Below are 2395 nucleotides of genomic sequence, written 5' to 3'. Positions count from 1 at the left end.
GACCACCGATCGCGCCGAGGCCGACGCGGCGGACGTCAGGTTCCGCGCCGCCGCGCCGTATCTGGACGACGGCCGGGCGACGGGCAACGCGCCGCTCGACCTGTGCGCCTTCTGGCCGGTGCCGAACACGAGCGAACCGCACATCGTCGACGTCGAGGGACTGCCGAACCTGGTGGTGGTCTCGACGACCGACGATCCGGCCACTCCCTACCAGGCAGGTGTGGAGTTGGCCGCTCAGCTGCGCGGCGATCTGGTGACCTACGAGGGCACCCAGCACACGGTCGCCTTCTCGGGCGTCGAGTGCATCGACGATCCGTTGGTGAACTATCTTGTCGATCTGGTTCCGCCGGGGGACGGATTGCGGTGCTGACGTGCTACCTCACCACCTGGAAAGTCTGCTGAGAGTTTCACGAAGTGAGACCGAATTCACGATGTAACACAGATTTAACTCCGTTTGCTTACTCTCGCGTTCATGGATCGTCAAAAGGAATTCGTGCTCCGGACCCTCGAAGAGCGCGACATTCGTTTCGTCCGCCTCTGGTTCACCGACGTCCTCGGGTACCTCAAGTCGGTGGCCATCGCCCCCGCCGAGCTCGAAGGGGCTTTCGACGAGGGAATCGGTTTCGACGGTAGCGCCATCGAAGGATTCGCTCGCGTGTCCGAGGCCGACACCGTGGCCAAGCCCGATCCGTCGACGTTCCAGATTCTGCCGTGGTCCACCAGCAAGGGCCACCAGCACTCGGCGCGGATGTTCTGCGACATCGCCATGCCCGACGGCTCGCCGTCCTGGGCCGACTCGCGCCACGTGCTGCGTCGCCAGTTGAGCAAGGCCGCGGACCTCGGGTTCAGCTGCTACGTGCACCCCGAGATCGAATTCTTCCTGCTCAAGGACGCCCCGCAGGACGGCTCACCGCCGACCCCGGCCGACAACGGCGGTTACTTCGACCAGGCCGTCCACGACTCGGCTCCGAACTTCCGCAGGCACGCCATCGACGCGCTCGAGTCGATGGGAATCTCGGTCGAGTTCAGCCACCACGAGGCCGCACCCGGCCAGCAGGAGATCGACCTCCGCTACGCCGACGCACTGTCGATGGCCGACAACATCATGACCTTCCGCTACGTGGTCAAGGAGGTTGCCATCGAAGAGGGTGTGCGCGCGACGTTCATGCCCAAGCCGTTCAGCGACCAGGCCGGCTCGGCGATGCACACGCACATGAGCCTGTTCGAGGGCGATGCCAACGCGTTCCACAACCCGGACGATCCGATGCAGCTCTCGGAGACCGGCAAGTCGTTCATCGCCGGCATCCTCGAACACGCCAACGAGATCAGCGCCGTGACCAACCAGTGGGTCAACTCCTACAAGCGACTCGTGCGCGGCGGCGAAGCACCGACCGCTGCATCCTGGGGACCGGCGAACCGCTCGGCACTGATCCGCGTGCCGATGTACACCCCGAACAAGGCATCCTCGCGGCGCGTCGAGATCCGTAGCCCGGACTCGGCCTGCAACCCGTACCTGGCATTCGCGGTGCTGCTCGCGGCCGGTCTTCGCGGAATCGAGAAGGGCTACACCCTGCCGCCCGAGGCCGAGGAAGACGTGTGGGCGTTGACCTCCGCCGAGCGTCGCGCCATGGGGTACAAGGAGCTACCGGGCAACCTCGATCAGGCCTTGAACGCGATGGAAGGCTCCGAACTGGTCGCCGAAGCACTGGGCGAGCACGTCTTCGACTTCTTCCTCCGCAACAAGCGTCGCGAGTGGGAGGAATACCGCAGTCACGTCACGCCGTACGAGCTGAAGGCCTACCTGGGTCTTTAACAGCACGGCGTCGTCATGGGCTACGTTCTACTCGATCCTTCAATGGTAGTTCCGATGCCGACGCGAGCACCCTCGCGCCGCTGCGTACTGACGACGAGGTAATTCTGTGGCACCCCGAGGTGGATTGTAGATGGTGCGTCCTCCGACCTCCAGATCCGTCGTTCCCGGACCGGGCCGTCTCGGCCTCGTCGAAGAAACTGCGCCGTCCGACCTGCGCACCCTCGGCTGGACGGGGGAGGAAAGCCTCGAGCTGCTGTGGTCGCTCTCCCGTGCGCCCAACGCGGACCTCGCACTGCGGACGCTGGTGCGGATGTACGAATTGCTCGGTGCCGGGTGGGCCGAGTTCGACTCGGCACTGCGCACCGACAAGGGCTTCCGCGGGCGTCTGCTCGGTCTCGTCGGCGCTTCGAGTGCGCTCGCCGATCACCTGGTTGCCGACGACAGCACCTGGCGTCTGCTGCTGACCAAGGAAGGTCAGAGCAGCGGAGTCTCGGCGAAGATCGAGCTCCCCACCAAAGCCACCCTGGTCGCGGAACTGCTCGAGGCCGTGGGGGCCGAGCCCGAGACCGGCCCCAACGCCGC

At 65.4% G+C, this 2395-nt stretch carries 2 protein-coding genes and 1 pseudogene; all 3 read left to right on the top strand.

Annotated elements, in window-relative coordinates; all coding sequences use genetic code 11:
* A partial coding sequence (locus A2J02_RS18875) for an alpha/beta hydrolase (protein ID WP_197478067.1) occupies positions 1-370 on the top strand: 370 nt, incomplete at its 5' end.
* A 102-nt stretch (positions 371-472) separates the two neighbouring features.
* The gene (gene glnA, locus A2J02_RS18870) at positions 473-1813 is read left to right on the top strand and encodes a type I glutamate--ammonia ligase (protein ID WP_032379097.1); all 1341 of its coding nucleotides are present in this window, start codon (positions 473-475) and stop codon (positions 1811-1813) included.
* A 130-nt stretch (positions 1814-1943) separates the two neighbouring features.
* Positions 1944-2395: pseudogene (locus tag A2J02_RS18865) on the top strand (bifunctional [glutamine synthetase] adenylyltransferase/[glutamine synthetase]-adenylyl-L-tyrosine phosphorylase); the annotation flags it as partial.

The sequence above is a fragment of the Rhodococcus sp. EPR-147 genome (genome assembly GCF_001647185.1).
Lineage (GTDB): Bacteria > Actinomycetota > Actinomycetes > Mycobacteriales > Mycobacteriaceae > Rhodococcoides.
Note: the sequence above shows the minus strand (reverse complement) of the source record. Positions and strands in the feature narration are given on the sequence as shown.